General features: G+C 69.6%; 26 protein-coding genes. 5 read left to right on the top strand and 21 right to left on the bottom strand.

Annotated features, from left to right (window positions below):
- Positions 1 to 56: 56 nt before the first annotated feature.
- The 7 genes from GWK61_RS17515 to GWK61_RS17485 form a co-directional block, all read right to left on the bottom strand.
- Complete coding sequence (locus tag GWK61_RS17515; RefSeq protein WP_194909453.1) at positions 57 to 1,175, bottom strand: phage tail family protein; 1,119 nt, start codon at positions 1,173 to 1,175, stop codon at positions 57 to 59.
- 41 nt (positions 1,176 to 1,216) lie between these two features.
- Positions 1,217 to 1,801 (bottom strand): hypothetical protein, encoded by a 585-nt coding sequence (locus GWK61_RS17510; RefSeq protein WP_194909452.1) that lies wholly within the window; start codon positions 1,799 to 1,801, stop codon positions 1,217 to 1,219.
- Positions 1,802 to 1,862: 61 nt separating this feature from the next.
- Complete coding sequence (locus GWK61_RS56495) at positions 1,863 to 2,078, bottom strand: hypothetical protein (protein ID WP_228562472.1); 216 nt, start codon at positions 2,076 to 2,078, stop codon at positions 1,863 to 1,865.
- Between the two features lie 200 nt (positions 2,079 to 2,278).
- Positions 2,279 to 2,572 (bottom strand): hypothetical protein, encoded by a 294-nt coding sequence (locus tag GWK61_RS17500; protein ID WP_194909451.1) that lies wholly within the window; start codon positions 2,570 to 2,572, stop codon positions 2,279 to 2,281.
- 203 nt (positions 2,573 to 2,775) lie between these two features.
- Entirely contained in the window at positions 2,776 to 3,384 is a 609-nt protein-coding gene (locus GWK61_RS17495; RefSeq protein WP_194909450.1) for a phage tail tube protein, read from the bottom strand.
- Between the two features lie 129 nt (positions 3,385 to 3,513).
- A complete protein-coding gene (locus GWK61_RS17490) occupies positions 3,514 to 3,924 on the bottom strand; it encodes a hypothetical protein (protein ID WP_194909449.1) in 411 nt (136 codons plus the stop codon).
- Between the two features lie 63 nt (positions 3,925 to 3,987).
- Positions 3,988 to 4,482 (bottom strand): WhiB family transcriptional regulator, encoded by a 495-nt coding sequence (locus GWK61_RS17485; protein ID WP_323747616.1) that lies wholly within the window; start codon positions 4,480 to 4,482, stop codon positions 3,988 to 3,990.
- A gap of 640 nt (positions 4,483 to 5,122) precedes the next feature.
- On the opposite strand from GWK61_RS17485, the gene GWK61_RS17480 reads away from it, so the two are divergent.
- On the top strand, positions 5,123 to 5,995 hold the full coding sequence (locus GWK61_RS17480; RefSeq protein ID WP_194909447.1) for a hypothetical protein: 873 nt from the start codon (positions 5,123 to 5,125) through the stop codon (positions 5,993 to 5,995).
- 65 nt (positions 5,996 to 6,060) lie between these two features.
- Here the strand turns inward: GWK61_RS17480 and GWK61_RS17475 are convergent, their stop codons facing one another.
- Entirely contained in the window at positions 6,061 to 6,315 is a 255-nt protein-coding gene (locus tag GWK61_RS17475; protein WP_194909446.1) for a hypothetical protein, read from the bottom strand.
- A gap of 394 nt (positions 6,316 to 6,709) precedes the next feature.
- Between GWK61_RS17475 and GWK61_RS17470 the strand changes: the two genes are divergently transcribed.
- On the top strand, positions 6,710 to 8,779 hold the full coding sequence (locus GWK61_RS17470) for a cell wall-binding repeat-containing protein (protein ID WP_194909445.1): 2,070 nt from the start codon (positions 6,710 to 6,712) through the stop codon (positions 8,777 to 8,779).
- A gap of 133 nt (positions 8,780 to 8,912) precedes the next feature.
- Here the strand turns inward: GWK61_RS17470 and GWK61_RS17465 are convergent, their stop codons facing one another.
- Genes GWK61_RS17465 through GWK61_RS17455 form a run of 3 tightly spaced genes read right to left on the bottom strand, consistent with a single transcriptional unit; the run spans position 8,913 to position 11,505 of the window.
- Positions 8,913 to 9,428 carry a MarR family winged helix-turn-helix transcriptional regulator gene (locus GWK61_RS17465; RefSeq protein ID WP_194909444.1) on the bottom strand — a complete coding sequence of 172 codons (516 nt, stop codon included), beginning with the start codon at positions 9,426 to 9,428 and terminating at the stop codon, positions 8,913 to 8,915.
- Between the two features lie 35 nt (positions 9,429 to 9,463).
- On the bottom strand, positions 9,464 to 10,045 hold the full coding sequence (locus tag GWK61_RS17460) for an aromatic-ring hydroxylase C-terminal domain-containing protein (RefSeq protein ID WP_194909443.1): 582 nt from the start codon (positions 10,043 to 10,045) through the stop codon (positions 9,464 to 9,466).
- Between the two features lie 17 nt (positions 10,046 to 10,062).
- Complete coding sequence (locus GWK61_RS17455) at positions 10,063 to 11,505, bottom strand: DUF4082 domain-containing protein (RefSeq protein WP_194909442.1); 1,443 nt, start codon at positions 11,503 to 11,505, stop codon at positions 10,063 to 10,065.
- Positions 11,506 to 11,691: 186 nt separating this feature from the next.
- On the opposite strand from GWK61_RS17455, the gene GWK61_RS17450 reads away from it, so the two are divergent.
- Positions 11,692 to 12,219, top strand: a complete 528-nt coding sequence (locus GWK61_RS17450; RefSeq protein ID WP_194909441.1) for a pyridoxamine 5'-phosphate oxidase family protein — start codon at positions 11,692 to 11,694, stop codon at positions 12,217 to 12,219.
- Here GWK61_RS17450 and GWK61_RS17445 read toward each other — a convergent pair.
- The 10 genes from GWK61_RS17445 to GWK61_RS59560 all read right to left on the bottom strand — a co-directional run bounded on the left by GWK61_RS17445 (position 12,209) and on the right by GWK61_RS59560 (position 21,138).
- On the bottom strand, positions 12,209 to 12,847 hold the full coding sequence (locus GWK61_RS17445) for a hypothetical protein (protein ID WP_194909440.1): 639 nt from the start codon (positions 12,845 to 12,847) through the stop codon (positions 12,209 to 12,211). The two genes, GWK61_RS17450 and GWK61_RS17445, sit on opposite strands and share 11 nt — an antisense overlap.
- Positions 12,831 to 13,343: an RNA polymerase sigma factor gene (locus GWK61_RS17440; RefSeq protein ID WP_194909439.1), complete on the bottom strand. Its 513-nt coding sequence runs from the start codon at positions 13,341 to 13,343 to the stop codon at positions 12,831 to 12,833. Before GWK61_RS17440 ends, GWK61_RS17445 begins: the two co-directional genes overlap by 17 nt.
- A 43-nt stretch (positions 13,344 to 13,386) precedes the next feature.
- Complete coding sequence (locus tag GWK61_RS17435) at positions 13,387 to 14,064, bottom strand: class F sortase (RefSeq protein WP_499701070.1); 678 nt, start codon at positions 14,062 to 14,064, stop codon at positions 13,387 to 13,389.
- 50 nt (positions 14,065 to 14,114) lie between these two features.
- Positions 14,115 to 14,513, bottom strand: a complete 399-nt coding sequence (locus tag GWK61_RS17430; RefSeq protein WP_194909438.1) for a Tat pathway signal sequence domain protein — start codon at positions 14,511 to 14,513, stop codon at positions 14,115 to 14,117.
- A 213-nt stretch (positions 14,514 to 14,726) separates the two neighbouring features.
- Positions 14,727 to 15,173, bottom strand: coding sequence for a hypothetical protein (locus GWK61_RS17425; protein ID WP_194909437.1), 447 nt, complete (start codon positions 15,171 to 15,173; stop codon positions 14,727 to 14,729).
- Between the two features lie 52 nt (positions 15,174 to 15,225).
- Positions 15,226 to 16,197, bottom strand: a complete 972-nt coding sequence (locus GWK61_RS17420; protein WP_194909436.1) for a hypothetical protein — start codon at positions 16,195 to 16,197, stop codon at positions 15,226 to 15,228.
- Positions 16,198 to 16,427: 230 nt separating this feature from the next.
- Positions 16,428 to 17,201: a peptidoglycan-binding domain-containing protein gene (locus tag GWK61_RS17415; RefSeq protein ID WP_228562470.1), complete on the bottom strand. Its 774-nt coding sequence runs from the start codon at positions 17,199 to 17,201 to the stop codon at positions 16,428 to 16,430.
- Positions 17,202 to 17,346: 145 nt separating this feature from the next.
- On the bottom strand, positions 17,347 to 18,150 hold the full coding sequence (locus GWK61_RS59565) for a C40 family peptidase (protein ID WP_323747614.1): 804 nt from the start codon (positions 18,148 to 18,150) through the stop codon (positions 17,347 to 17,349).
- 286 nt (positions 18,151 to 18,436) lie between these two features.
- Positions 18,437 to 20,083: a cellulose binding domain-containing protein gene (locus tag GWK61_RS17405; protein WP_194909433.1), complete on the bottom strand. Its 1,647-nt coding sequence runs from the start codon at positions 20,081 to 20,083 to the stop codon at positions 18,437 to 18,439.
- On the bottom strand, positions 20,077 to 21,138 hold the full coding sequence (locus GWK61_RS59560) for a 3D domain-containing protein (RefSeq protein ID WP_323747613.1): 1,062 nt from the start codon (positions 21,136 to 21,138) through the stop codon (positions 20,077 to 20,079). The genes GWK61_RS17405 and GWK61_RS59560 overlap by 7 nt, the downstream gene beginning before the upstream one ends.
- 302 nt (positions 21,139 to 21,440) lie before the next feature.
- On the opposite strand from GWK61_RS59560, the gene GWK61_RS17395 reads away from it, so the two are divergent.
- Complete coding sequence (locus GWK61_RS17395; RefSeq protein ID WP_323747612.1) at positions 21,441 to 21,995, top strand: SigE family RNA polymerase sigma factor; 555 nt, start codon at positions 21,441 to 21,443, stop codon at positions 21,993 to 21,995.
- Positions 21,996 to 21,997: 2 nt separating this feature from the next.
- Positions 21,998 to 23,011, top strand: a complete 1,014-nt coding sequence (locus GWK61_RS17390; protein ID WP_194909432.1) for a hypothetical protein — start codon at positions 21,998 to 22,000, stop codon at positions 23,009 to 23,011.
- Positions 23,012 to 23,045: the final 34 nt, after the last annotated feature.

Below are 23,045 nucleotides of genomic sequence, written 5' to 3'. Positions count from 1 at the left end.
GCGGGACGGAGCGCGCTCCGTTGGCTGTTCAGCGCTATCCGTTCAGCGTTCAGCCCTCAGCCGCGCGCCTTGGCCAGGAACATCAGCTCCTCGGCGGTGCGCCGCGCCGAACCGTTGTTGGCCTCGTAGTAGTTGGTGACGGTGAACCCGCCGCCGGCGGCCCCGGCCGCCCCGAGCACCGGCCCGCGCGCGCCGGCGAGCATCGCGGACAGCTTCGACAGCGGGAGCACCGCCTCGGACTGCCCACCCTCACCGACCAGCGCCAGCGTGCCGCCCGGACGAGGCAGCACGATACCGCCGTCGGCCAGGGTCGGGATGTGCGGGATGTTGACGCCGAAGGACTTGCCGCCGATGCCGGGGACCCAGGAGGGGATCGAGATGTGGACCGAGTCCAGCCCGTCGATGGCCCTGTTGACCAGGCCGATGATCGCGTTGATCGGGTCCCGGACGGCGGCCAGCACGGCCTGGAACGCCGCCTTGGCGATGTTCGCGAGCCCGCCCCACACCGAGCTGATGGTGTCGTGGACGTCGTTGACCACGCTGGTGATCATCTTCTTGATGTCGCCCCAGGCCTTCCCCACCTTGCCGGTGAGCAGGTCCATCGCGATCTGGAAGATCCCGGAGATGATGTCCCAGGTGACCTTGATCTCGCCCTTGACGTAGTTCATCGGGATCATGATCAGGTTCTTCACGATCTCGAAGCCCGACTTGACCTCGGTCACGATGTTGCCGATGACCGACTTGAACAGGCCCCAGACATAGGGCCAGACCACGTCGAACACGCCCTTGACGAACTTCGAGACGGTACTGATCGTGTCACCGATGATCTTGAAGGCGATCTGGATCGCGGCCTGCACCGCCTTGGAGTTCATGATCATGTCGGTGAACTTCTGGATCAGCGGCGCGAGCAGCGTCAGCAGCAGGCCGATCGCGTTGGCCTTCATCGCGCCGTTCAGGCCCTTCATGCCCTCCTCGGACAGCCCGAGGCCGGTCTTGAGCTTGGTGAACAGGCCCCCGCCGGTGGCCGCGGTGTCGGCGGACTTCTTCACCTCGCGCTCGGCGGCCGCCGAGCCGGTGGCGAGGTCCCGGGCCGAACGGGCGGCCTCGGACGTCCTGGTGCGAAAGGTTCCGAGTCTCGCGATCGCCGTGTTGAGACTCGCGTTCAACGTAGCCATGGTTCATCTCCACTTTGGTTCGGGGTCTCATCGGCCGGCGGTCAGACGCCGAGCTTTTCGGCCAGCTCTTCCACCGCCTTCTTGATCGCGTCGAGCTCGGCGGTGTTCGAGGCGACACCCCGCTTTCCACCTTGGGTGAGGTGGGTTTTGCGGGCGCCGCTCAGGCTGTCGGGCAGCTCTTTCACGGTCGTCGCGATCGCCAGGAGCTTCGCCTTCAGGGCTTTCGTCTCGGCGACCAGGCCCGTTCCCGGGTACTCGACCAGCTGAGTCAGCCTCCCGGAGGCTTTCGCGATCTGGTCGACCTGCGCCTTGAGCGGATCGTTGCCGAGCTTCTTGCCGAACAGGTAGAACCCGGTCTCGTCCGCCTTGAACGCGGTGTAGGTCGCCGAGGCGAGGTTGCCGCCGACGGCCAGCCCGGAGACGCTCGGGTTGACGAACTGGGCCGCCCCGGACCCGATGCCCTGGGCGGTGACGCTGTTCGGCTGTCTCGTGAACCAGGTCGAGCTGGAGCTCGACGACGAGCCCGAGGCCAGACCCACGAGGAAGTCGTGCACGACGCTCCATGAGCCTGACTTGGTTTTGTCGGCCGCGTCCGCGATCGCACCGATCGCGGGTGATTCAGCCATCTGGCACTCCTGTCATGTCGAAGATCCGATCCGGGTCGAGGTGCTGCATCGGTCACCGGCCTCAGCCGAAGAACCGCGCGATCTCCCACGGCGCCGGCATGGTCACGTCGCCCGAAGGCGGCGGTTCGGCTTCGCCGTCCGGCGAGGACGACGCTTCCGCCTCCCCCGGACGCGGAATCGGCTCCGGCGCCTCCGGCATCGGGCTGTCCTCGTCCCGGTTCACCGCCGAGAACATCCAGTTCCCGATGGCCAGGTGGTCGACCGCGGCGGCGAGCAAGTACTCTGCGACGCCCCATTCGGCACCCTCGCCGTGCAGTTCGCGGGCCAGTGCGCAGTCGGTGGGGAGGTGGCGGAGCAGGACGGACAGGCGGCGGGAGGACAGGTCGCCGCGGTACCAGTCGAGCAGGTCGACCCGGTAGTGCCGGAGCAGGTCGGCTTCTATCGCCTCGGCGTGGTCCTCGACCAGGACGCCGAGGCTCAGCCTTCCCCCAGGGACAGGCCCGTCTGCTCGCCGTAGGCGGTGAGGATCGCCGCGATGTCCTGGACCGTCAGGTCGTGCCGGGCGAAGCGCTCGTACTGGACGTCGCCGAGCAGCAGGCGCAGCATCGCGTCGATGTCGTTGTCATCGGTGGCGGCCATGGCGCGCGCGGTGGCCCGGGGCAGTTCGCGCGGCAGGGTGAAGGTCTCGGTGTCGAGGGTGAAGGCCCAGGTGTGGCCGCCGGCGGCCTCCAGGCGCTGGGCGCGCGCCGCGTTGACGTCGAACGTGGTCATGGATGTCTCCTTCGGGACGTGCGGGTGCGGAAGCTGGTGGATACGGGTTCTGTGAATACGGGTTCTGTGAAACGGGGCGCGCCGACCGGACGGCGGACCGAGCCCCCGAAGGGAACCCCGGCCGCCGATCCGGTCGGCGCGTTCAGCGCCTAGATCGCTTGGCTCGCCTAGCTCGCCCAACCCGCCTGGAACACCCAGATCGCCTACGACAGCGCCGGGTCGTTCATCAGCCAGGTGGCCAGCGGGGTGGCGTCGTTGACCTCCATGGCCTCGAAGGTCACGCCAAGCTTGATGGAGCCGTTGTTGACCAGGGACAGGTCGTCGGTGTCGATGACCGAGCCGCGGTTGACGATGACGCGGTACTTCACCGCGCCGCCGCCGGAGCCCTGGACGGTGTCGGTGAACTCGATGCCGAGCATGCGCTCGTCCAGGTCCGGGGTGGTCTGGACGGCGTAGGACCACAGGGGGGCCGGCGGGGTGCCGGTGCCGATGTTTGTCACCGCGTTGGTGGTCGGGTTGCCGCCGAAGAAGAACGGCAGGGTGTCGGTGTTGACCTGGATCATCGAGAACTTCAGGGTCAGCTCGCGGGCCGAGAACACGTGGCGGACCGCGGAGGCGGTCTGCCAGGAGTCGATCTTGTCGAGCTTGTCCTTCTTGCTGAACTTCACCCCGGTGTTGTCGGTGTAGCCGAGGTCGTGCCAGGCCGCGCCCCACGCGGTGGTGGTGTCCGCCGGCGCGGCGGTGCCCAGCGGGGCGACGAAGACGTGACCGTGGCCGGCCACGCGGATCTGGCTCGGGTTGGTTCCAGGCATGGACCATCTCTCCTTTGACTTGTCTGTTGAGGGTTACCTCACCCGGTCGGTACCGGACGGCCCGCCGGTGTCGTGGGCCCGCGGACCGCGCCGGAGGCCGGCGGGGCGCGGGCGGCGCAGGGGCGGCGCTCAGGCCATGCGCAGGTTGAGCTGCGTCATCGAGACGTAGCGGTTGGCGCCGTTGTGCAGGTAGTCCGGCAGCCAGCGCGGACCGTCGCACTCGGTCACCATCACGACGGTCGCGCCGCCGTCGGCGAACCCGTCGATCGCCAGCAGCCGCGCCCGGGCGGCCATGGCCACGGTCATCGCGATGAGCTTGGTCGACCCGTAGCACTCCAGCTGGATGATCGGGACGTCCTCGTAGGTCGTGTCGATCCAGGCGCCGCCCATCCGGGAGACGAGCACCACCGCCTGGGTGCCGTCGAATCCGCTCGGCGGGACGCGGTCGACGGTGGTCCACGGCGCGGACGCCGTGTTCTTGAGCCAGTCGATGACGACGAGTTCGACGTCGGGCAGGCTGCTCGGAGGCGAGGTGGTCATGCGGATCACTCCTTTCGCTACAGGTCTTGGGGCATAAGGCAGGGGTTACGGACACCGCGACGGTCAGACGGCCGCTCGGCGAAGCAGCGCCAGCCGCTCCATCTCGCCCATCCCGCCCCAGACCCCGTGCGCCTCGGGCAGGGACAGCGCGTGCTCGGCGCACTGGGCACGGACCGGGCAGTCGGAGCAGAAGACCTTCGCCTCTGTCTCCCGGCGCCGGCGCTCGGCGATCCGCTCGCGGCGGCCGTCGGTGCTCAGGAGGTCCGGGCCGAAGAACAGCGTCGGATCAGCCTCCTGACAGGCGGCCTGCTCGATCCAGGGCAGGGTCGAGACCGCGGGCCAGGCGTCCCCGAAGGCACCGGGTTCGGCACCGGATTCGGCAACAGGTTCAGCGGTTTCAGAAGGTTCGGGCGGTGGCTGCACCGGAACCGCCGACGGCTCGGGCTTCCGGCGGCGCCGCGCGGCCCGGATCCCGGTGAGCGCCTGCTCCAGAGCTCGCCGGCGCGCCGCCTGAGCTTCGGGTCCGTCATCGATCGGCGGCTGATTTGTGACGTCCACATCAGCAACTTCCATCAGCGCGAGAACGTCATACGAGTCGAGAGCAAGCAGCCACCCCTTCGCGGGAAATCGGGGAATCAGATGACGACCACACAGGGCCGGGCTCCGGACGCGGCATGCCGCGTCGCCGGCGGGGCGTGGGAACGCAAAAGCCCGGCGACCGCACCTGGGATCAGGCGACGATCGTCGGGCTCGAGGTTCTCGTTGCTCCGGGGCCCTGCGGCCACACCGAGAACAACTTATCGTCGAGAATGTTGCATCCTCCGACCACGGCGGCGCAAGCGTTTAGTTATCCACAGGGCCTGACCTGCGACCCGCCCGAATCAGGGTTCGAAGACGGCGGCGCGACGGTGTGCGGCCGGTTGCGGCCAGGCAACGCCTGAACGGTGGCTTTCGAAGCGGACCTCGGCCTATGCTTCGAATCAATTCGAACTGATGTTTGATTTGGCAGACCTGAGGGCACGCCAGAGCAGGCGTGGCCCCCGCCACGCGGCCACCGGCAGGTTCGGTGGCGCGCGGACCCACAGGTCCGCGACCATGAAGAGTGAATGAGGGCACTGTCAAACTATCGGGAACGCACCCGGCCGGCGGAGGCGCCGCGCCGGACGCGCATCCGATGACACCTTCGGTGACACAGGAGATGAGGTACGTGATCGAGGAACGGGGGCGCATCGTGCGGGAAGCCGCACGTGCAGCCGATCGGCTCCAACACGCCCTGGAGACCGGGGCCTCAGGACGCGGATCGGCAGGGGATTCCGAGCGGACCGGCGGCGGACGCAAGGCTCCCGTACACGGATCGGCACCGCTGGACGTGACGATCCTGGACTGCCTGGTGCAGTCCTACGAGGTGGTGCTCGACGAGATCGACACCATGCGACAGGCCCTGGCCCACCCCGAGGCGGCGACGGTGGACGTACCAGTTCAGACCCTGCAGGCGGGGTTCGCCTTCCTCGCCGAACACCTCGACGAGGTCCCCGAAGAAGTCGGCGACACCGTGGCGATGACCTGCCGCAGAGAGCACGGCCGGTACGCCAGGACCCTGGCCGGCGCGTACGGCGAACGGTCCCGCCGCTGCCCCACCTGCGACCAGGCGAGCCTGCTCCCGGAGACGGCCATCGCACCGGACGGCCGGGGGCACGTGCTGGTCTGCTCCACCCCGGAATGCGATCCGGCCCCGGGCCGCTGGCGCCGCTTCGACCTCGTCCGGGACTCGGGGATCATCCCCGGCGTCGACGACACCGCGCTGGTGAGCCTGAAAGAGCTCGCGGCGATGACCGGCATCCCGTACCGGACGTTGGACAGCGCGGTTCGCCGAGCGAAGATCGCGCCGGTGCCGACCACTACATCGTCGGCGGCTTCGACATCGGCCTCGGCCTCGGCTTCGGCATCGGCATCGGCATCGGCCTCATCGAGCGCCGGTCCCGCAACCCGCCTGTTCCGTCTCGCGGACCTCCAAGCACTCCCGGCGCTGCGAAGAGTCGCACGCGTCCGGCTCGGGGAGCTCCGCGACTGACCCGGCCAGATCTGCCGTATCCCGCCCAGACCTGCCGTATCCCGACTAGGCCTGCCGTATCCGGCCTAGTCCTGCCGGATGACGTCGCCGGCCTGGACCAGCGCGGCGACCGTGGCCACGACCAGGTCGTACGAGTCCTGATCCACCAGGTCGTTGGCCAGGTAGCCCTTGAACATCCCGGTGAGCGTCACCAGCGCGGCGGTGAACCCGGCGTGCGCGGCATCGTCGGTCAGATCGGCGCCGTTCCTGGCGCACGACAGCGCGACCGCCTCGGCCATCCGCCGGTCGGCGTCGGTCGCCGCCCCCGCGCCGGTCGGCATGGCGACATCCCGGAATTCCGTTCCCCGAACAACTTCCATGGTGTGAGGCCCCTAGTATCCAGCGTCGTCGACGTGTGATCCTTCTTCGCCCCCCCGGCGCAGATCGCGCCCCAACGGCTAGACCTGTCCACCAGGATGCGTCTCGGATCAATCGCCCGCAAGGGGAACCGGGCCCGGGGCCCGCCGTGCCCCCGCCGGGCCCATCGGTCCTCGCATGCTACTTCAGGATGCTGCGAAAATTAAGGATTCGGCACGGTTGTGGGCCCCGTGGGCTGGAAAGACGAGCAGTCGAACATCTTCCCGACCCGAGAGTCCCGGCGCTAATCTGAGCCGCCCACTTCAGAGGTTCTTGCGTCGCGGCCCGAAATCGCGACACGGGGGAGGAAAGATCACTTTGACTCGCGATTCAAGGGCTGCCCGCGCCCTCACCGCGGCCGCCGCGGTCGGTGCGGCCACCGCCTCGGGTGTCTGGGGTCTGGCGGCGCCGGCGGCGAACGCCGCGTCCGGGACACCGCACAACGGACAGCTCAGCTACAGCCAGGGCCAGATCTGGTACGGGGTCAACCCGGACGGTTCGGGGCAGCACATGGTCACGCCGTCCGGCACCGGCTTCAACCCGACCGACTCCATCACGTCGCCGGTGTTCTCGCCCGACGGCACGAAGGCGGTGTTCCAGGACGGGTACGACCTGTGGATCTCGAACGCCGACGGCACCGGGGCCCGGTTGTTGGACAAGGCGACCGGCCAGCCCCTCGACGGCGTCAACCCGGCGGACCTCTACCCGCAGTTCCTGGACGACTCGACGGTCGTGTTCGCGCGGAACAACAACGGCGGGAACTTCAAGATCAAGACCGACGGCACCGGGCTCACCGCCTACAAGGCACCCGGCGGCCTGACCGGCCACCTGGTCTTCGGCCCCGGCGGCCTGGTCGCCGGCATCACGAGCAACGCGGTGACGTTCAACATCGCGATCTACGACCCGGCCACGTCCAAGGTCGCGACGGTGACGAACGCCGACTCGATCAGCTTCTCCCCGGACGGCAAGAAGATCGCCTACACGGTGTACGGCGGCGGGCACGGCACAGCGCAGATCATCGTCGCGAACGTCGACGGCACGTCTCCGAACCAACTCACGCATGTCGCGGGCCAGACCTTCCAGCCGGTCTGGTCGCCGGACGGCACCGAGATCGCGTTCCAGGAGCAGACCTGGATCGCGAACAGCTCCGGCGGCACCTGGGGCCCCAACAACCTGGACGTGATCGCGGCCACCGGCGGATCCCCGAAGGCCATCATCACCGACGCCAACATCGGCGGGGGATACCTGGCCTGGGACAACGGACCGCTCTACACCGGCCCGACGAACACGCCCACGCCCTTCCTCCCGCCGGTGACCAAGCCCACGATCGACCGCCTCGGCGGCACCGACCGCGTCGACACCGCGGTCAAGGTGTCCGGCTACAACACCGCCGACCGCGGCACCGCCTTCTCCGACGCGAACGGCAACAGCATCGCGAAGTCCGCGGTGATCGCCCGCGACGACCAGTTCGCCGACGCGCTGTCCGGCAACGCGCTGGCCGTGGCGAAGGCCGGTCCGCTGCTGCTGACCGACCCGCACAAGCTCTCCCCGGAGGTCGCCAAGGAGCTGACCCGGATCCTGCCGCCCGGCTCCACCATCTACCTGCTCGGCGGCGAGAAGGCCCTGTCCCCGCAGGTGGCGGCGGACGTGGCGGCGCTGGGCTTCACCGTGGACCGGGTCGGCGGCACCGACCGCTACGCGACCTCGGTCCGCATCGCCCAGACCATCGGCGGGATCCCCGGCAGCGTGGCCATCGCCACCGGCGACAACTTCCCCGACGCGCTCACCGCGGGCGCCGGCGTCAACGGCAACCGCACCTCCCCGCAGCTGGGCACCGGCGTCGTCCTGCTGACCCACGACGGCGTCATGCCGTCGGAGACCAAGTCCTACCTCGCGGGCATCAACCCGGACGTCAGCAAGATCTACGCGGTCGGCGGCCAGGGCGTCACCGCGGTGGCCACCGGCGAGCCGAGCTGGCACGGCAAGGTCACCGACCTGGCCGGCCGGGACCGCTACGCCACCGCCGCGGCGGTCGCCGGCAGCACCATGTTCCCGGCGGTCGACGCCGGACCGCTGGTGCCGGGCATCGCCACCGGCCAGAACTGGCCGGACGCGCTGTCCGGCGGCGCGCTGACCGGGCGCTGGAACTCGCCGCTGCTGCTGGCCGACGGCACGACGCTGCCGGCGGCCGAGCTGTCCTGGCTGAAGCAGCACGCTCCGCTGACCCACATGGGTCCGAGCGCGCTGATGGGCGCGCTGCCGGTGTTCGGCGGGCCGTCCGCCGTGCCGGACAGCGTGATCAAGCAGGTCGGCACCGCGCTCTACGGCGCGGGCAAGTACGACGTCCTCATCAACCGGCACCTGGCGACGATCGCCGGACCGTTCTAGTCGGTGCTGATCGGCGCTGATCTGCGTTGATCGTCTCGGATCGGCGCTGATCCAGCCCATTGAGGCTGCGGGCGTCCAGCAGGGTCCTGATTCATCGGCCCCTACTGGACGCCTTCGCCGTTCCCCGCCCCGATCAGGCGGGCCCCTCCAGCGCGATGAGCACAGTGCGCAGGTCGTCGTTGATCCGACGCTGGGCGTCCGCCGGGATCGAGGAGAGCAGCGAGAACTCGGCATCGGTCTTGATCGCGAAGACCTCGACCGCCCGCTCGTGCCCGGCCGGGGTGAGGGTGACGAGCACGGAGCGGCGGTCGTTCGGGTCGAGCTCCCGGGTCAGCCAGCCGTTGCCTTCGAGCCGGGCGACGCGGTTGGTGATCGCCCCGGACGTCAGTTGCAGCTGGGCCATGAGCTGGCCGGCGGACAGCCGGTGGTCGGGTCCGGAGCGGATCAGGCAGGCGAGCAGCTCCAGCTCCCACAGCTCGATACCGTGCGGCGCGAGCTCCCGCTTGATGTCCGTCTCCAACCGGTGCGCGAGCCGGCGGAGCCGGTAGGCCAGCGCCTTGGCCCCGATCACCTCGGGCTCGTGGGCATACGTGATGGCCTCGATGAGCCGATCGACATAGTCCTGCTGCTCCGCTGAGCCCTGATCCATCGGTTCCGCCCTCTCGTGTCCTTGGCCGCGCGGCATCATACGGAGACGAGGCGTTCGCTGGAAGCAGTGGGCCGAGTCCAGGCGGCGACGGCGTCGGGCAAGGTCTCGGCCATGGACTCGGCCGAATCGACGGCGTACGCGACATGCCCGTCCGGCCGGATCAGAGCGGCGCGCACAGTGGCCCACGCGCCGGTGTGCCGCCGCGCGGAGCGCACCTCGACCCGCGCGCCGGCCAGCTCAGTCAGAGCACTGCCATCGCTGGCACTGTCATCGCTGGAACTGTCGCCGAAGTCGAGCAGCATGAACCGGTCCGGTCGCAGCGACCGCACCAGCCCCTCCCCACCGAGAACAGCATCCGGCGCCTTCGTACCGACCAGCGGATGGCTCCCTTCAGGCTGCGGGTAGTGGACCGCGAGTCCGGAAAGCCATCCCGACAACTCCTCGAAAACCTCACCGCGGCGCGCGATGAACCCATTGAACTTCTCGCGCAGCGCCCGGCCCGCAGGGCTGAAGGTGTGCATCAACGCGTCCTGCGCCAGTGTGTCGTCCAGCAGGCGGTGCGCGACGTGGCGGCGCTCGGCGAACGTGAAGATAATGAAGGTTGATGGAAGCAGCAACGCTCGAATCGTGTGAATCAGGACACAGAGAACATCGCGTCGACCCAGTAGTTGTTCCCGTTCCCCCCGGCGCCGGGGAACGTCGCCGAGCTCCCGTAGCCGTAGGTCCCGTCGCCCTGGCTGCTGGTGTTCGCCGGCGCGGTCAGCGGATAGGTCTGGTGCACGTAGGAGAAGTAACCGGTCGTGTAGGAGTAGTTCCCGACCGGCGCGTGGTACGAGGCGACGTACGTGGTCCCGGCGGTGACGGCCACCGGAGTCCCGAACGTCATGGTCTGCCAGCCGCTCGCGGTCTCGTTGCTGAAGGTGCCGGTCGCCAGGGCGGTACCGGTGTTGCTCCAGAGAGTCCCCGTGTGGGTTCCGGTGTTCGTCGAACCCTTATAGAAGCGAACGCCCGTGACGGTCCCGCTGATCGCCGGGACGAAGCGGACGCCGAGTTCCACGGAGTTGGGGTCGGTGGAATCCGTCACCGCCGGGGCCGCGCTGGACGAGAACAGCGAACAAGGACACGTATACGGCGGCGGAGTGGTCCCGACGGTGAAGTTCCAGGTACTCGGTCCGCTCATGGCGTTGCCCCAGGCATCCGCGGCCTGGATCGAGGCGGTGTAGGTCGTCTTCGCCGGCAGTTGGGTGCCGGGAGTGAACGTCACGGTACCGGCGTCCGCGCTGTAGCCGAGGGTGCCGGGAACCTGCGTTCCGGCGGCGTCGGTCAGGCTGAACTGCACGCTGTTGCGGTCCACCGGTGCGGAGAAGGTCGCGCTGACCGTGCTCGTGCCGGGCACCTGGGTCGCGTTGTCGGCCGGGGTGTTGGCGGTGACCGTCGGCCCGGCGGTCGGCACGCCGCCGTCGTCGAAGACCACGTCGACCCAGTAGTTGGCGGCGTTGTAGCTGGAGTTCGGGAACGCCGTGGCGCCGGCGTCGCTGTAGACGCCATTGCCACCCGCAGAACCGTCGGACGGCGCGGTGATCGGCGCGGTGCCGGCGGGGCCGTTCAGGAAGTAGCCGACGCTGTAGGCGTAGTGCCCCTTCGGCGCGTAGTAGGACGCGATGTACGTCGCACCGGCTCGCACCGGCACCGACGTGGAGAACATCAGCGTCTGCCAGCCGGTCGCGGTCTCACCGGTGAACGTGCCGGTCGCCAGGAGCGACCCGTCGGCCGTCCACAGCGCTCCCGTGTGCGTCCCGGTGTTGGCGCTCGACTTGTAGAACCGGACCCCCTGGATCCAGCCCGCCGCCGACGGCACGACCTTGACGCCGAGCACGACCGGGAAGTACGTGCCGGAATCAGGGTCGTCCGGCGTGGCGGACGCCGGGAAGACGGAGCAGGCGCACTGGGCCTGGCTCTGCGCCCGCGCCGGTCCCCCCGCCGCGATCTGGCCGCCGACCGCGGCCGTGCCGGCCAGCAGGAGGGCGACGAAGCCCGCTCTGATCCGCGCACCCCGGCGCGATGTGGACGCGATCATTCCAGAACCCCCTCGATACGGGAACAACCCGCTCGGACCAGCGGGCACCGGCACCGACCCGGATATCCGAGCACAGTAGGCGAGACTCGGCGCCTAAGTAAGTATTCTGATATTGCGGGGTTCGTGCCAGTACGGCCGGGTGCCCCGGCAGGGACAGCGATCACGAGCGGTGAAGGAGAGACACCGATGGCCCCGACCGAACCAATCGAACCGACCGAACCGACCGCGGAGCTCCACAAAGGGTTCAGCGAGCCCGACGCCACTCCCCCGCCGTGGACCGAGGTCTCCGAACTGCTGACGGACAGCGAGATGTTCTGGCTGGCGACGGTGCGCGAGGACGGACGGCCGCACGTGTCGCCGCTGCCCGCCGTCTGGCTCGACGGGACGCTCCACTTCTGCACCGGCGCCCACGAGCAGAAGACCAGGAACCTGGAGTCCAACCCGCACTGCGTCCTCACCGCGGGCCCCAACCGGTTCCGCTCCGGCCTCGACGCGGTCGTCGAGGGGGACGCCGTCCGCGTCACCGACGGGGAGCGGCTGCCGCGGCTGGCCGCGCTGTGGAAGTCCAAGCTCGACTGGGACTATGAGGTCACCGACGACGGATTCCGCGACGAGTTCGACAGGCCCGTCCTCGTCTTCGGCGTCAGCCCGGCGAAGGTCCTCGCCTTCAGTAAGGGCCCTTACAGTCAGACCCGGTACCGCTTCACCGCCTAGCGGTCGGGGTCGCGGAAACGGGCCGGGTCGTGGGTACGCCCGAGGGCGAGGTGCTCGGCGGCATGAGGGCGGACGGCGCCTGAGTGGTGGGGGCGGTGCTGCCGGACGGATTTTGAACGGGGGCCGACGGTTCGGAGGGCCGGCTGGCAGTCGTGCCGGCACCGGCCGCGGGCCCGGTCGAGGTGGACGTCGTGCCAGGCGGTGTCGTAGGAGGCTGCGATGACTGGTGCGTCGTATCGCTCGTCTTGCCGGTCGTGGCGCCGGTGGTGGCACCGCTCGTCACGCCGGTGGTCGCGTGCACCGGCGGACCGAGCGGGGTCACCGGCCCGGGCCCGGCGGCGCTGCCGGACGGCCACAGGACGATGGCGATCGCGGTAGCCGTCATCGCCGCACCGGCGCCGGCGGTCGCGACGGCGCGCACCAAGCGGCGGCGGGCGGCACGTCGGCGGACCCGCTGGAACGTGCCGGGCGGCGGGGCGAGCACCGAGACGCCGGGACGGAGCAGCACGGTCAGCTCGTCGCCGCCGTAGCCGTTGCCGGTGCCGTAGCCGCTGCCGTTGTCGCCGAAGTCGTCGAGGTCGTTGTCGTTGTCGTCGCCGTCGTCCGCGGGCTCAATGAGTGTGATCAAGATGTCCTCCGAGTCCGGCGCGCAGGAGTTCCCGTGCCGCGTGTAGATCGGATTTGACCGTTCCTTCTTTTCGCCTGGTCAGCCGGGCGATCTCGCGGACCGGGAGGTCGGCGTAGTAGTACAGCAGAACGGGGGTGCGCAGCCGCTCGGGGAGCGACCGCACCAGCATCCGCACCGGGACGGACGCGTCGGCGCCGTCCCGGTTCAGCGCCAGCGCCGCCTCGGTCGTCGCCTCGCGCAGCGCCCGGCGTTCGCGGTCCAGCTTGCGCCAGTGGTCGCGGACCAGGTTCGCGGCCGTCACGTACAGGAACCCGCGGGGCTCGCGCACCGCGGTCCAGTGTCCCCACAGGCGCGTGAACGCCTCGGAGGCGATCTCGTGGGCGGTGCCGTCGTCGTCGACGAGACGACGGCACCAGCCGGCGAGGCCGGGATAGAGATCGGTGAACAAGTCGGACGCCGCCCGACTCTTCTCTCCGGAATCCTTGAACCGGCTCAACTCTCTCCAGATGCTCGGAACGTGATGGGGCCCGTCGGCCCCGTCACGTGGTGGTGCCGGTCAGGGACGCGAAGACCAGCACATTGTCGAGGTAGCCGTCGCCGGTCCGCGGTCCCCCGCATGTGATCAGACGCAGTTCCGGGCGGTTGACGTTCCCGTAGACCTGCTGGGTCGGGAACTGGCTTTTGGCGACCGTCCGGACCGAGTCCACGGTGAAGTCCGCCGAGACCCCGTCCTGCAACCGGACCACCACGCGGGATCCGGCACGCAGCCGGTCCAGGTGCAGGAAGACGCCGTCGCCGTACTGGCCGACCGTCACGTGGCCGAGGACCACCGACGGCCCGGTCTGCCCGGGGGTGGGCGAACCGTCGTACCAGCCGGCCGGGCTCTTCGCCCCGATCGGCGGGACCTGGACCGTGCCGTCGGCGGCGAGGCCGAGCGACATCACCGGGGTGTCGACGCCGATGTCGGGGATCTGCAGCCGTACCGGAACGGAGCGCGCGATGGCGCCGGCCGCCGACGAGCCCGACGAGCCCGTCGAGCCCGAGGGACCCGAGCCCGACGAACCCGACGAACCACCCGCAGGGCCGCCTGGGGAGCTGCCTGCGGAGCCGTCAGAGGCGGACGCCACGCCCGGGATCGTCCCAGTCCCGCCGGCAGACCTCCCAGTCCCACCGGCGGGCGTTCCCGAAGCGGCGGCGCAGCCGGAAGCCAGCATCATGGCGGCCAGCATCGCGGGCCACCCGCGCGTCCAGACCGGCGGCCGCAAGATCAGCCCCGGCCCTTGAGCCTGCGGCGGGCCACCACGGTGCCCGAGCCGCCGAGGAGCACGACCAAGGAGGCACCGATCGCCGCGGCCTCACCGTGGCCGTTCGACGACGCCGCCGGCACGCCGGTGTTCGGCGCGCCCGAGGGCACGGCGCGGATCTGGCCGCCCTGCGGGGAGGTCGTCGTCGGCGCCGCGCTCGGGGAGGCGCTCCGGTCCTCGGTGGGCGGGTTGGAAGGCACGGCGGTGGGCGCGGAGGACGGCGTGCGGGGCGCGGTCGTGGGCGGCGCGGAGGCCGAAGCGGACGGCTGGCCGGAGCCGCCGTCGGCGAACGCCGACTCTGCTCCGGCTCCGGCGAGCACCGTGGCGAAGGCCAGGACGGTGAACAAACTCCGTGTACGCATGAGGGTCTCTCTCTTCGATCGATCCATGGTGGATCCGTCAGTGCGGAACCACGCGGAGAGACGACCGGGACGGCGGGCCGGTTGTAAAGCGTTGGCAAAGAAACCGAATGTCCTGGTCAGAGCACCAGAACTACACTCGACCGACCGCGTTTGTCGAGTCGTTAGCTGGACTACCGTCATGAAAAGTTCGCTCGACTCAGTCTTGACAGCGGGTCATCGCCCGAAGGTGATCCCGCCGGAGACGTCGTCGGCCTGGACCGCGTTGCGCGCGCTCCCGCTGAAGTTCTTGGTGTTGGTCGTCATGGTGACCGACGCGCCACGCTGCGCGTCCAGCAGCACGGGCAGCCCACCCAGGGCGTCGGCGAGCTCGGGACGTGCGGCGATCTGTCCCGCGAGGTAGCCGATCCAGAACAACTGCATCCGGTCGGCACGCTCGGATTCCGGCCCGTCCCCCGCGACGGCGAGCGCCTGCTGCCTGGCGAGGTCCAGTTCGGTGCCGGCAGCTTCGAGTGCTGCGACGCTCGGGCCCGTCGAACCGTCTTCAGCCCGGTGGCGCGCCCAGAGCCGGGACATCGCCGTGCGAACCTGGCTCCAGGAGTCGGTGACGATCGCAGTGACCAGAGACTGCGCGCCGGGCATGACCACACTCGTCAGATCCACGCTTCGATGGTACGCAGCGGGAGCATTCGGACTCCAGGCTCCGACCAGAGGGTTATGCCGACTCGCAATCCGGCACCTGGACCCCGCGCGCGAAACTGATGTAGTGGTCTGCGACCCACCACAACCGGTCCACGTAGTAGATCTCGAACCACCCGGTCGAGTTCTCGTGCCCGGTGTCCAGCCGCTCGTGCGTCATCCGGCCGTGCTCGGTGTGGCAGACGACCTCGACCAGGTCGCCGTCGTGGCGCGGGCCCGTGGATCCGTTGAGAGAGAGCGGCGTCGGGAACACCAGCACGCCGATGGAGCCGCCGTGGCCGTTGTTCGCATCCTGATTCCAGGTGCGCACGATCTTGCCCGAGACGGTCTTGGGCGGCGCGGCGGTCACCAATACGGCGGTCTCCGGGTGGCTGATCGGTGCCATGGCCTTGGCCTGCGGCTGCGAATGCGGATGAGCGCCGCCGATAAAGGCGAACGCACCAACAGCCAGAACCACAGCAGCGGAGCCCACGATCGTCGCCAACACCGGCAGCGACCGCCGCCGCTTCACCGGGACTGGCACAGGCAGAGGCAGCGCCACGGGCACCACAGCTTGCGACGCCAGACTCGTCTCCGCCCTCGGTTCCAGCTCCATGACCGATGCCAATACCGCGGTTCCCGCCTCCACCGGCTGCCGAACCGCCGGCAAAGCGGCGGCCGACTCCCCCCGAGCCCTGGCCTGCCATTCCTCTTGCGCGGCCTGCCATCGCACCTGGAACGGAGCCGGATCGACGTCCAGCGCACACAGCAGACCCTCGTAGTACGACCACGCCGGCAGGCTCTGGTCCTTCGCCGCCGGATCCGGTGTCAGGATGCGCGACAGCGTCGCCTTCGCCAACGTCCCGCGGCCGGCGCGGATGTTGCGGCTGTCCAGGAGTGTGAACGACGGCGAACCGGCACCCTGGTGCACGGCTCGGATCTCCACCGTGAACGCCCGCGTCAGCGGCGGCACAGCGTCATCGAGGTCCTTCAAAGCGCGCGCGGCCATGTCACCCGTCCCGTATCAACAGTGCGCGTCAGCTACGAATCGCCATTGCGCCCCGGAGTAGGAGCGTCCCCGCAGCGATGGCCGCAGTCACTCTACGGCCCCGTTCGCTTGCGCAGCGCCATAACGGCTGAACTGTTTACAAACTCTTTGGACGGCAAAGGTCCCCGATGCCGCAGTCGCACCGGGGACCCCCGAGACCAGCTATGACTCACCAAAACCTGAGTACTGGCCTACCAGTCCCGGGCCGGAGCCGCGACGGTCGGCACGTGGCCGCGGTAGAACCCGGAGCCCCAGCCGTAGTGCGAGGCGGCCCACGGCGAGCTCCAGATCGCCTTCTCGGTCACCGCCGGCGAGGCGGACGCCCGCAGGTCGGCGGTGATGTGGCCGTAGTCGGCCGGGCCTCCGTTCAGGTTCGCGGCGACGTAGTGCGCGGCCACGACCAGGTTCGGGTAGGCGCCCAGGCCCGCGCCGCCGCCGGAGCCCAGGCCGTTGTTCAGCGGGTTGTTCCGGTCGAACCAGTTCGAGGGCGGCTCCTCGCTGGCCATCCACTGCACCATCGTGGTGATGTTGTTCGTGCTCTGCGCCCAGCCGCCGTCGGACAGGACCAGGCGGGCGAAGTCGTAGTTGGTCGAGCGGCCGTTGGATGGCGGGGGCGGGGTGCTGCCGCCGTCCAGCGAGGCCTTGGTCGCCGGCCCGACTATGCCGTCCACCGACAGGCCGTGGCCGGACTGGTAGCTCTTGACCGCGGCCAGCGTGGCCGGGCCGAAGTCGCCGTCCACGCCGATGTGCGCACCGTTCTTGTTCAGCAGTTGCTGAAGCTCGGTGACACAGCCACTGATCTGGCCGTAGGAGATGTCAGCCGGACAGGCCGAGGACGTGAGCTTGATCGGAGCCGGCACGGACGCGGCGTTCGCGGTACCGGCGGTGATGGCGACGCCCGCGATCGCTGCGACGGTCGCGGCGACGGCGAGTCTGAGGTGGGACTTGCGGCTGCCCAGGTTCATGGCAGGACCTTTCGGAGCGGAAAAGTGCAGGGAAAAGTGCATAGCTGTGGTGCCGGAATCGGTGTTGGGATTGGTTCTGGGATCGGTTCAGAACGGTTCAGGCCAGATCAGAGCGATTCAGGCCGGATCAGAGCGGATCACCGGATCAGTACCGGTAGTAGCCGATGAGATGGCCGCCGGCGGAGATCGAGTCGGTCTCGATGTAGGTGCCGGTGTCCAGGGCGTCGATCATCTTGCCGCCGCCGATGTAGATGCCGACGTGCTCGGGGCTGCCCGCGTTGGATCCGAAGAAGGCGAGGTCGCCGGGCGCCGGGGTGGAGACGCGGTGCGTCCGGGCGATCTGCCCCGAGGTGCCGTCCGGGCCGAAGACGTCACGGCCGTAGGCGAGGTCGTAGACCCAGCGCACGAAACCCGAGCAGTCCACCGAGATCTGGCCGTTGTGGCCGAGGGTGTGGTTGGCGGTCGCGGTCCAGCAGGCCGGGTCCCCGCCGGCGGCGGCGCAGTCCGCCGGGCTCGGACCGGGGTTGGAGGCGTGCCCGCCGTCCCAGCCGTACGGCACGCGGCCGCCGCCCCAACCCCGCTCGGCCTTGCCGGCCTCGATGGCCCGGGCGTAGTCGACGACCTTCGCCTGGCCGCCACCGGTGGGCGGCGGGGGCGGGGCGCCGCCGTCGAGCGAGGCCTTGGTCGCGGGGCCGACGATGCCGTCGACCGCCAGACCGTGGCCGGACTGGTAGCTCTTCACGGCCGCCAACGTCGCGGGACCGAAGTCGCCGTCCACGCCGATGTGCGCGCCGTTCTTGTTCAGCAGCTGCTGAAGCTCGGTGACACAGCCACTGATCTGGCCGTAGGAGATGTCGGTCGGGCAGGCCGAGGACGTGAGCTTGATCGGAGCCGGCGCGGACGCGGCGTTCGCGGTACCGGCGGCGAGGGCGACCCCCGCGATCGCCACGGCCGACACGGTGGCGACTTGGACACGGATTATTCGGCGACGCAGATTCACAGAAGTACCCTTCGTGGGCTGACGGACAATCCGGTGACAAAGAATCGCCGTCGGCCGGATCCCGGCACAACGCTCTGGCCCGTTCGCCCCGCGACTCGGAACGTTCCATTGTTCCGAGCTGGCCGAACGCGGCCGCGACGAGGCCGACGCCACGCCGAAGGAGGACCCCGACAAGAAGTGACGAGGGACCGCCGGCGATCCGGCAGCCCCTCGTCGCATCAGTCGCCGCTCGCGATCAGCCCTGGTAGGGCGCGATCATCTTTGAGAACTCGTACGGCGTCTGCGGGATGTCAGTGCACTTCGACAGCGACCCGGTGCAGGCGTTGCCGTCGCGGGTCACGTCCCAGAACGCCAGCTCGCCGAGGTGCTGCTGCTGCGCGAACGCGAGCAGCTGCTGCATGTCGCTCTGGTAGAACACCTCCGAGGAGTTGTCGTTCTGCCCGATCATCGGCGTCACGCCGATCATGTTCCACACCTGCGCCGAGGTGAGGGACGGATACAACGGCGTCAGCTGGCTGTACAGCGACTGCGCCGTCTCGATCGCGTACTTGCCCATCTGGCCGCTGGGGTTGGGCGCCTCGACGTCGCCGAAGTCCATGGCCATGCCGTTCACCGTGCTGATCTTGGCGCCGTACTTGACCGCCGACTGCACCACGTAGAGCCCGTCGGAGGTGAGGCCGGAGGGCAGGATCGGCAGCGTCAGGGTGACGGCCAGCGTCTTGCCGGCCGCTGCGGCGCTGTGCTGGAGAGCGGCGATCGCCTGCGAACGACGGTCGATCGAGGCGGGGTCGGCGACCGCGGAGCCCTCGATGTCGAAGTCGATCTGCGTGAGGTTGTAGGCGGTGATCGCCGACTGGTAGGCGGCGGTCAGGGACGAAACGTCGGTGCACGACTGCGCCAGCTCGGTGCCCGCCTCGCCGCCGAACGACGGCTTCACGTCGCCGCCGATCGCCCGCAGGCTGGCGATGTCCGACTGCTCGAAGCCGGCGGACATGGCGTAGGCGTTGAACCAGCTGGGAGTGCAGGTCGCGGTGCCGTTGACGATGAAGCCGAGGGAGAACTGGCGCAGCCCCGTGGTCTCGGCGATCTGCGTCAGGTTCGGCGTCGGCCAGGCGCCGATGTCGACGAACGGCGCGGCGACGCCTGGCAGGTGCCCGCCGCCGGTGCTCGCCAGCGTCGTCGCGCTCACCGCGGCGCTGGCCCCCGACAGGTTCCCGGCCTCGTCGTACGCGCGCACGGTGAACGAGTACGACGTCGAGGGCGCCAGCCCGGTGACGGTCCCTGCAGTGCCCGGGGAGGTGGCGACGATCTTCGAGCCCGAATACACGTTGTACCCGGCGACCGAGACGTTGTCGGTGGACCCGGTCCAGGACAGGGACGCCGCGGTCGCGGTCGTGCTCAGCACCGTCAGCCCGGACGGCGCGGTCGGGGCCTGAACGTCCGCGCTGCCGTCACAGGGGTCTGAGTTGAGCAGACAGGCCGACGGATCGGCGTACGTCCCGGAGTTGCTGGCGTCGAACCCGATGGTGATCGAGGCCCCGGCCGCGATCGTGGTGTCGTAGGACTGCGCGACGACCTTGTGGGTGGTGCCGCTCACGGTGTCGGTGCCGCCCCACATGCTGGTGATCTTCTCGGTGGCCGGCAGGCTGAACTGGAGCGTCCAGGTGTTCAGCGGGACGGACATCGGGTTCGTGATCACGTACTGCGCCTCGAAGCCGCTGCCCCAGTCGGAGGTCTTGGAGTAGACCGCGGTGGGAAGCGCTGTCGAGGCCGCCGGGGACACCGGAGCGGCCGAGGCGACCGGCACGGACAGCGTCAGTCCACCCACGAGCAGGGCACCGGTGGCCGCGCCGATCAGGCTTCTCCGTATGGCTTTCAGCATGGTCCGCCGTCCGTCCAGACGTTCTGGGAGTTGGCGCCGGGCACGTCGCCCTGGGTCCACCACTTCGCGGTCCAGGTGTGGCCGCCGTAGCTGACGGTCGCGCCGCCGGTGTAGGCCGTGGCGGAGTTCCACGGCGCGGTGGTGCACGCGCCGGCGGAGCTGCTGGACGCGGACGTCGGCGGGGAGCTGGAGGAGCTGGACGGCGGCGGGGTCGGTCCGCTGAACGGGTTGGCGATGATGGTGACCGTGCGGTGCTGCACGCCCCAGCCGTCCGCCTGCGATCCGGGCAACCAGACGTCGACGGTGTCGTTCTGGATCCAGGTACCGATGTCGGCGGCGTAGCAGGTGCCGTAGCCGGGCACGGTGAAGTAGGTGCCCCACGGGATCACCCGCGGGTCGACCGCGCACACCCCGAGCTGGGCGTTGTAGCCCGAAGCCGTGTGCCCGCCGTCGTTGTAGGACGTCACCATCATCGTCACGGTGCTGCCGACCGGCGTCTGCCACGGCACCACCGCGCCGTCGGAGTCCAGCTGGTAGGGCGCCGACATCTCGCCCAGCGAGGAGTCGGACCCGCTCTGGTCGCTCATCGCCTCGAACGAGTAGTAAGCGTTCTGACACGGCGCGGTGTCGACCGCGGTGAGGGCGGGCTGGCCCCAGTCGGTGACCCACGCGACGGACTGGCCGTTGCGCCACACCCGGTAGGCCTGGGCGCCGGCCACACGGTTGAAGGTGATGTTGACCTGTCCGCCGGTCAACGTGCCGGTGACGCCGCCGGGGGCGGCCAGCCGCGAGGAGAAGTCGACCGGCTGGGCGGTCTGCGACGGCGGCACCCACGGGGTGTCCGTCCGCGGCGGCGGGGTGACGTTGGTCCAGAACGGACAGGTGGGCAGCGAGGACGTGCCGGCGGCGCGCGCCTGCTGCGCGGCCGCGACCCCGACGGCGCCGAGGGCCGCGACCGTCAAGGCCACCGCGCCCAGCAACGCGCGCATGCGGGGGCCGGGCCGGCGGCTCGGGGCGTGGCGGGGTATTCGTCGCCTGATGGGGAACAGGCTCATGGTGTGCTCCCAAGGACGTCGGACGGGGGATGGCTCCGGAGCCGCAGGGCACATAATTGGACTAGACCACAGGGCTGTCAAGGGAATCAGGACCCTTGCGCCGCCACAAGGGTCGGGCAAGGGAGTCTGCGGCTTTTCGCACCGGTTCGCCTGACCCGGCGAGCGCTTTCCTCATCGTCTTCGCGGCCGTCGCGCGCGCCCGCGCGCCGTTACCGATTCGTGATGTAACCGGGTCGCCCCGCCATTCGTAACCTCACCGAAGCCGCGACCGAAGGTCACGGTACCAACGGGGAGGGGGCGGCGTGGCGGCTGCGCTGGAGCAGGATTTCGACGCGTTCTACCAGGCGACGCACCGGCGGCTGGTCGGCCAGATCTATGCGATGACCGGCAGCATGCACGAAGCAGAGGACTGCGTTCAGGAGGCCTACGTGCGGGCCTGGCAACGGTGGACCAAACTCTCCGCGGAGCACGGCGATCTCGAAGCCTGGGTGCGGACGGTCGCCGGACGGCTCGCGATCTCGTCGTGGCGCAGAGCGGTCAACCGGCTGAAAGCACACAGCCGCGAAGTCCCGCGGACGGCGGTGTCCGGGATGAGCCCGGACCATCTCGCGGTCGTCGCGGCGCTGCGCAAGATCTCCGCCGACCAGCGGCTGGCCATCGTCCTGCACCACTACGCGGGCCTGTCGGTCGACGAGATCGCGGCCGAGACCGGCGTCAAGCCGGGCACGGTCAAGGCCCGGCTGGCACGGGGGCGCAGAGCCCTGGCACCGCATCTCACCGACTTCGCCGAGAGCCTCGAACCTCGGCAGCCGTCGCAGCAGAACGTCAAGCAGCACTCTCACCGAGGGGAGATCTGACCGTGTCCCAGGGCTCCAAGGACTTCGACACCACCCTCTCCGCCGCCATCGATGTCGCGGCGACAGCCGCACACACCCCGGGCGCCCAAGCCGCCCGGATCAAAGGAAGGAAGCGCACCGTGCGCAAGCGAATCGTCCTGTCCACCGCGTCGTTCGTGATCATCGCGATCGGCGCGTCCGCGGCGTTCCGGGCGGCATCGTCCAGCGGCGGCCAGCCGTCCTCGGACACGACTCCGCACCCCACGACGGCCACCAGCCCGGTCCATCCGACTCTTCCCCCGACGAACACGGCCGGAACGCCGACCACGTCGAGCACGCCGCACACGACGAGCGGTACGACCGGAGGCACCACGAACCCGACCGGTTCGCAGAACTCGACGCCGGGATCGCCGCCGGGACCGGCCGCCCCGAGCTGGCTCTCGCCCGCGCAGGTCCCGTTCGCCGGCCTCATGGACTGGACCTCCGGCGGCAGCCCCGTCCACTGCACCGGCAGCGAGCTCTTCCTCGACCTCTACTCGCCGACCGACTGCTCGATGCACAACCGGCCCGGTGCGCCCCACGCCGCGTCGAAGATGGACGTCCAGCTGTACCAGTCCAACGGCGTTCCGGTGCAGAAGAAGGGCGCCTGGCTCCCGCCGGTCGCGGCCCAGGAGTTCTTCACCTATCCCAGTGCCGCGGACGCCCAGTCGGCCTATGAGGCCATCACCGTGACCCTGCTCGCCGAGGACCCCGGTTTGGCGGGCGCTCAGGACCCCCTCACCCACCGTCCGGTCGTGAGCACCACGACCATCAGCGCGCAGACTGCCCACGGCATGGCCACCGAGCACAAGCTGCGTGACGACGACGGCGTCCCGGCCGAGGTGAACGGCAACTACAGCGAGCAGTCCGATCTGCACTTCTACTTCGCGGTCAAGGACAAGGTCATGGAGGTGCTGGAGATCAAGGGCGGCTCGGCGATCGGCGACACCTCCCAGGACGCGGCGGTTCTGCAGACCGTCATCGGGGCACTGGGCTGACCGGCTCCGGCCTGCTCCGCCTCGCTCCGGCCTG

It is taken from the genome of Catenulispora rubra (assembly GCF_015356825.1).
Lineage (GTDB): Bacteria > Actinomycetota > Actinomycetes > Streptomycetales > Catenulisporaceae > Catenulispora > Catenulispora rubra.
This window is presented reverse-complemented; position numbering and strand designations above follow the sequence as displayed.